General features: G+C 35.6%; 1 protein-coding gene. It reads left to right on the top strand.

Going from position 1 to position 539, the window contains the following annotated elements:
• Nucleotides 1-539 (top strand): PKD domain-containing protein (locus tag E3E36_RS11425; RefSeq protein WP_206203636.1); only part of this gene is annotated, 539 nt, incomplete at both ends.

The raw sequence follows: 539 nt of genomic DNA on the forward strand, positions 1-539 counted from the left end.
TTGTATGAGTGATACAGCTAAACAAACCATAACCATCAATCCTTTACCAACAGCCAATTTCGTAACTGCTGCTGCCAATAATTATTGCGAAAACAGGCCGATAACATTTACTGATAAAGCTGTTGATTCTTCCATTACAACCGGTGTAACCATTAGTAAATGGTATTGGGATATTGGTAACGGAACAACCTTAACACCAACAGGTGGCTTTAATACAAGCTTTAATCAATATTTTAATGCTTATGGAGTTTATAATGTAAAGATGGCTGTGCAAAACAGTATTGGTTGTAAGAGTGATACGCTTACAAAAGCAGTAACTGTTAATCCACAACCGCATCCCGGCTTTATTTTGCCTGAAATTTGTTTAAGTGATGCTACTACTGATTTTATTGATACATCTACTATTGCTAACAATAATACTATTCCATCTTATCTATGGAATTTTAATGCAGCGGGAAACAGTCATTTACCATCACCGGGAACAGCTACAACCCATAATGGTATAACACATTATACTTTTTATGGCAACTATACGGTGT

Origin of the sequence: Thermococcus sp. M36, assembly GCF_012027355.1 — an archaeon.
Classification (GTDB): domain Archaea; phylum Methanobacteriota_B; class Thermococci; order Thermococcales; family Thermococcaceae; genus Thermococcus.